General features: G+C 71.8%; 6 protein-coding genes. 3 read left to right on the top strand and 3 right to left on the bottom strand.

The features are described from left to right. Positions 1–112: 112 nt before the first annotated feature. Positions 113–1456: a UDP-N-acetylglucosamine 1-carboxyvinyltransferase gene (gene murA / locus ACFWY6_RS18365; protein WP_266866446.1), complete on the bottom strand. Its 1344-nt coding sequence runs from the start codon at positions 1454–1456 to the stop codon at positions 113–115. Between the two features lie 244 nt (positions 1457–1700). Between murA and ACFWY6_RS18360 the strand changes: the two genes are divergently transcribed. Then, the gene (locus tag ACFWY6_RS18360) at positions 1701–2309 is read left to right on the top strand and encodes a YqgE/AlgH family protein (RefSeq protein WP_384691196.1); all 609 of its coding nucleotides are present in this window, start codon (positions 1701–1703) and stop codon (positions 2307–2309) included. Positions 2310–2387: 78 nt separating this feature from the next. Here ACFWY6_RS18360 and ACFWY6_RS18355 read toward each other — a convergent pair whose 3' ends face one another. Together ACFWY6_RS18355 and ACFWY6_RS18350 are read right to left on the bottom strand one after the other, a co-directional pair. Further along, positions 2388–2525, bottom strand: coding sequence for a hypothetical protein (locus ACFWY6_RS18355; protein WP_384691193.1), 138 nt, complete (start codon positions 2523–2525; stop codon positions 2388–2390). Next, positions 2522–3424, bottom strand: coding sequence for a LysR family transcriptional regulator (locus ACFWY6_RS18350; RefSeq protein ID WP_384691190.1), 903 nt, complete (start codon positions 3422–3424; stop codon positions 2522–2524). The genes ACFWY6_RS18355 and ACFWY6_RS18350 overlap by 4 nt, the downstream gene beginning before the upstream one ends. 116 nt (positions 3425–3540) lie before the next feature. Here ACFWY6_RS18350 and ACFWY6_RS18345 point away from each other — a divergent pair, with 116 nt between their 5' ends. Continuing rightward, positions 3541–4737: an MFS transporter gene (locus tag ACFWY6_RS18345; protein WP_384691187.1), complete on the top strand. Its 1197-nt coding sequence runs from the start codon at positions 3541–3543 to the stop codon at positions 4735–4737. Further along, the gene (locus ACFWY6_RS18340; RefSeq protein WP_135336496.1) at positions 4724–5020 is read left to right on the top strand and encodes a DUF3039 domain-containing protein; all 297 of its coding nucleotides are present in this window, start codon (positions 4724–4726) and stop codon (positions 5018–5020) included. The genes ACFWY6_RS18345 and ACFWY6_RS18340 overlap by 14 nt, the downstream gene beginning before the upstream one ends. The last annotated feature ends 160 nt before the right edge of the window (positions 5021–5180 follow it).

Genomic DNA, 5180 nt, shown 5'->3' with positions numbered 1-5180 from the left:
CTATACACCCTGCAGTTGAGCGCGCCAGCTACATTTTTTTATACCCCCCTCACCCAAACGGGGCGCCCCCCCCCACCGGGGGGCCCCCCCCTTCTACGTGCGTGACGAGGTGTCAGCCGAGCTGTGCCCGCCCCGGCAGCTCCACCTTCGCGCCGAGCGACACGAGCTTGTCCATGAAGTTCTCGTAGCCGCGGTTGATCAGGTCGATGCCGTGCACGCGGGACGTGCCCTGCGCCGCGAGCGCCGCGATCAGGTACGAGAAGCCGCCGCGCAGGTCGGGGATGACCAGGTCGGCGCCCTGCAGCTTCGTCGGGCCGCTGACGACCGCGGAGTGCAGGAAGTTGCGCTGGCCGAAGCGGCAGTCGGAGCCGCCGAGGCACTCGCGGTAGAGCTGGATGTGAGCGCCCATCTGGTTGAGCGCGGAGGTGAAGCCGAGGCGGGACTCGTAGACCGTCTCGTGGACGATGGAGAGCCCTGCGGCCTGCGTGAGCGCCACGACCAGGGGCTGCTGCCAGTCGGTCTGGAAACCGGGGTGTACGTCCGTCTCCAGGGCGATCGCGTTGAGCGAGCCGCCCGGGTGCCAGAAGCGGATGCCCTCGTCGTCGATCTCGAAGGCACCGCCCACCTTCCGGTAGGTGTTCAGGAACGTCATCATCGAGCGCTGCTGGGCGCCGCGGACGTAGATGTTGCCTTCGGTCGCCAGGGCCGCGGAAGCCCAGGAGGCGGCCTCCAGGCGGTCCGAGAGGGCGTGGTGGTTGTACCCGCCCAGGCTGTCGACACCGGTGATCCTTATGGTCCGGTCGGTGTCCATGGCGATGATCGCGCCCATTTTCTGCAGGACGCAGATCAGGTCTTCGATCTCGGGCTCGACGGCGGCGTTCGAGAGCTCCGTCACACCTTCGGCGAGCACGGCCGTCAGGAGGACCTGCTCGGTGGCGCCCACGGACGGGTACGGGAGGCGGATCTTGGTGCCGCGCAGGCGCTGCGGGGCCTCCAGATACTGGCCGCCCTCGCGCTTCTCGATGGTCGCGCCGAACTGGCGGAGCACCTCGAAGTGGAAGTCGATCGGCCGGCCGCCGATGTCGCAGCCGCCGAGGCCGGGGATGAAGGCGTGCCCGAGGCGGTGCAGGAGCGGGCCGCAGAAGAGGATCGGGATGCGCGACGACCCGGCGTGGGCGTCGATGTCCGCGACGTTGGCGCTCTCCACGTGCGAGGGGTCCATGACCAGCTCGCCCGGCTCCTCGCCGGGGCGGACCGTGACGCCATGCAGCTGCAGGAGTCCGCGTACGACACGTACGTCGCGGATGTCTGGGACATTGCGCAGCCGGCTCGGAGCGCTGCCGAGCAGCGCGGCGACCATGGCCTTGGGCACGAGGTTCTTCGCGCCGCGGACACGGATCTCGCCCTCCAGCGGGGTTCCGCCGTGGACAAGCAGTACATCGTCGGTGACGGTCATGAATCTCGCGTTCCGATGAGATGGACGGGTGGACCAAAGGGCAAGCGTAATGGGCGCGTACCCCCCTTCCGTAAGGCCAAGGGCGCGCCAAACCCGTCAGAAGTCCGTGACAACACGAACCGTTCGGAACCGGACACTCCGGGTCACCGGATCCGGCGTGCGCTCGCGGCGCTCCTTTGCGCCCTGAGCTGCATTCACTCGCGTACGCGCATTGCCTCCCCCCGCGGGGCAAAGATGCGGGATCATGTCGTTCATGACCGAGGTGTCCTCGCTCACAGGGCGGCTGCTCGTGGCCACGCCTGCCCTGGCGGACCCGAACTTCGACCGCGCGGTGGTGCTGCTCCTCGACCACGACGAGGAGGGCTCGCTCGGCGTGGTCCTCAACCGGCCGACGCCGGTGGAGGTCGCGGACATCCTGGAGGGCTGGGGCGACCTGGCGGGCTCGCCCGGGGTGGTCTTCCAGGGCGGCCCGGTCTCGCTCGACTCGGCGCTCGGGGTCGCGGTGATCCCCGGCGGTGAAGGGCCTTCCCCGAGCTCTGGGCTCCGCTCGACCAGCGGAGACCCCATCGCCTGGCGCCGGGTGCACGGCGCGATCGGCCTGGTGGACCTGGACGCCCCGCCCGAGCTGCTCGCCCCCGCCCTCGGCTCCCTGCGGATCTTCGCCGGTTACGCGGGCTGGGGCCCCGGCCAGCTGGAGGACGAACTGGTCGAGGGTGCTTGGTACGTCGTCGAGTCGGAGCCGGGGGACGTGTCGTCCCCGGACCCGGAGCGGCTGTGGCGCTCGGTGCTGCGGCGCCAGCGGAGCGACCTGGCGATGGTGGCGACGTATCCGGACGATCCGTCGCTGAACTGACCACCGGTCCCTGACCCCCTGGCCCCGCGGCGGGGAACTGTCTGCCGCGCCGATAACGTCCTGACGCGTACGTGACAGTCAGGCGTCGTCGAAGTGGGTGTGGAAGTTGAGCGCTGAGGAGCAGGACGGGACGAAGTCCTCCGGGAAGTCGGGGAGGTTCACGGAGGGGTTCACCTTCTCCGACTGGCTGGAGGGGGCCGTGATCCTCGTCATCATCGGGGCGGTGTTGTACAAGTTCCTGGGCTGACCCGTGAGTTGAGCAGGAACCGCCCCGCCAGCGGATGCGCGTCCCGTGCCGGGACCGCCAAGTGCACCGCGACCGGCGGCGCGTTCTTCAGGCGTACGTGGCGCAGGGCGGGGTGGGTGTGTCTGCGGGCCACCGGCTCAGGGACCACTCCTACGCCGTGACCTGCCGCCACCGCCTCCAGCCACTCGTCGAAGTTGTCGGCGGTGCAGGCGAGTCGGGGGCGGCGGCCCTCGGGCCACAGCTCGGGGCGGGTGGTGCCGGTGACCGTGTTCACCACCAGGGGGACGTCGGCCAGCTCCGTCCAGTCCACGACGCGGCGGCCCGCGAGCTCCGCCGCGCCGCGTGCCACCACGGCGATGCGCGGCTCGTGGAGCAGGGCGCGGGTGTGGACGGCCGCGCCGGGCGGGATGTCGCCCCGTACGACCGCGATGTCGCAGGCGCCGGACTCCAGGCCCGCCAGCGGGGTGTCGCGCCGGACCAGGCGGACGCCCGCGCCGGTCGCCGCCTTGAAGGCGGAGCTCAGGGTGACGCAGGCCTCGGGCAGCACGGAGGTGAAGCCGAGCCGGAGCAGGGGCGGTTCGGCGAGGGGTGCGCGCAGCGCGGCGTCCAGGCGGGTCAGGAGCGGGGCGAGTTCCTCGCGCAGGCGTTGGCCGGCCTCGGTGAGTTCCACGCGGCGCGTGGTGCGGGTGAGCAGGCGGGTGCCGAGCGCCTGCTCCAGGGCGCGGACGGTGCGCGTGAGGGTGGGCTGGCCGGTGCGCAGGGCCGCCGCGGCGTGGGTGAAGTTCAGTTCGTCGGCCACCGCGAGGAAGCCGCGGAGGTGGCGGAGGTCGATCGAGGCCAGGTCCGGGCGTACTGCCTGCTCATCCATGTTTCCCCAGCATAAATCGGTGCTCGCGGGCATTTCCGCGGGCGTCGCGACGATGCCTACGTTTCCCTCCCGCGGCCTCGCAGGCCGCTTCGTACGAGGGAATTGGGTGGGGTGTTGTGCGCAAGATCTGGCTGCTGATGCTGGGGGCCTTCACATTGGGGCTCGACGCCTATGTGATGGCCGGGCTGCTGCCGGTGGTGGCGGCCGACCTGGGGACGAGCGTCTCCCTCGCGGGGCAGATGGTCACCGTCTTCACCCTCGCCTACGCCGTGAGCGCGCCGCTCGTCGCGGGGATGGCGTCAGGCGTGCGCCCCCGGGTGCTCATCATCGGCGCGCTCGGCGTCTTCACCCTCGGCAACGCGATGACCGCCCTCGCGCCGGGGCTCGGGGTGCTGCTCCTGTCCCGCGCCGTCGCGGGCGTCGGGGCCGGGGTCTACTCCGCGCTGTCCACCGCTGCCGCCGCCGCGCTCGTGCCGGGGGAGCGGCGTGGCCGTGCGCTCGCCCTGGTGATGGGCGGGATGAGTTCCGGCACGGTGCTCGGGGTGCCGCTCGGTGTGCTGCTCGCCGGACACGCCGGGTGGCGCGCCACGATGTGGGGCGTGACCGTGCTCGGTGTGGTCGCGCTCGCGGGGCTCGCCGGATGGCTGCCGACCGTGCCCGCCGACCCGCCGGTGCCCGCGCGGGCCAGGCTCGCCGCGCTCACCGACCGCGGTGTCGTACCCGTCGTCGGTGTCTCATTCCTCGGGGCGATCGCGAGCCTCGGCCTGTACACCTACCTCGCGCCGGTCCTCGACGCGGCGGGCGGCGTGGGGGAGGGCGACGTCGCGCCCTACCTGTGGGCCTGGGGCATCGGCGGGGTCATCGGCAGCGTCGCCGCCGGGCCGCTCGTGGACCGTACGGGAAGGGCGGTCGCCCTGGTCGGCGGGCTGATGGCGGCCCTGGTCATCGCCGTCGGCACGCTTCCGCTGCTCGGCGCCGCGGCCTTCCCCGCGCTCGTCGTCTGGGGCGCGGCGGGCTGGGCGCTCCAAGTCCCCCAGCAGCACCGCCTCCTGGCCCTGCGGGCGGAGCGCGGGACGGTGGCCCTGGCCCTCAACAACTCCGCGCTGTACCTGGGCAGCGCGGTGGGGTCCGCTCTGGCCGGTCTCGCCCTGTCGGCGGGACTCCCGGCCGACCGGCTGCCCTGGGCGGCGGCCGCGGTGGCGGCGGCGGGGCTGCTGCTGCACGCCGCGACCGGCGCGCGTGCCCGATACGGGCGCAGCCGATGCCCGGACCCGGCAGGCGTAGGTACCCTTGGATGCCATGAGCACTCTTGAGCCCGAGCCCGAGCGCGGGGCAGGTACGGGGACCCTCGTAGAGCCGACGCCGAAGGTGTCGCACGGTGACGGCGACCACGAGCGCTACGCGCACTACGTCCAGAAGGACAAGATCATGGCGAGCGCGCTCGACGGTACGCCCGTCGTGGCGCTCTGCGGCAAGGTGTGGGTGCCGGGCCGTGACCCGAAGAAGTACCCCGTCTGCCCCATGTGCAAGGAGATCTACGAGTCCATGGGCGCCGGTGGCGACAAGGACAAGGGCGGCAAGGACGGCAAGAAGTAGCCTCCGGCTCGGTCCACTGTCTTCCGCGCGGAGGGGGGGGGGGGGGGGGCCCCCCCCCCCCGGGGGGGGGTAGGTTGTTATAAAGCTGGGGAGTGAGCGCCGACGCGCTGGTTTGGGGGGGGTTTTTAAACAAACGCTAGCCCGCAGTACCAGACCTTTT

The organism is Streptomyces sp. NPDC059037 (assembly GCF_042740015.1).
GTDB lineage: Bacteria > Actinomycetota > Actinomycetes > Streptomycetales > Streptomycetaceae > Streptomyces.
The sequence above is the reverse complement of the archived record's forward strand: the minus strand, read 5'-3'. Positions and strand labels throughout refer to the sequence as shown.

What these genes read in the sequence shown, in the direction of transcription:
- murA (WP_266866446.1), bottom strand. Translation starts at nt 1,456, where the DNA reads ATGACCGTCACCGACGATGTACTGCTTGTCCACGGCGGAACCCCGCTG.
- ACFWY6_RS18360 (WP_384691196.1), top strand. Translation starts at nt 1,701, where the DNA reads ATGTCGTTCATGACCGAGGTGTCCTCGCTCACAGGGCGGCTGCTCGTG.
- ACFWY6_RS18355 (WP_384691193.1), bottom strand. Translation starts at nt 2,525, where the DNA reads ATGATGACGAGGATCACGGCCCCCTCCAGCCAGTCGGAGAAGGTGAAC.
- ACFWY6_RS18350 (WP_384691190.1), bottom strand. Translation starts at nt 3,424, where the DNA reads ATGGATGAGCAGGCAGTACGCCCGGACCTGGCCTCGATCGACCTCCGC.
- ACFWY6_RS18340 (WP_135336496.1), top strand. Translation starts at nt 4,724, where the DNA reads ATGAGCACTCTTGAGCCCGAGCCCGAGCGCGGGGCAGGTACGGGGACC.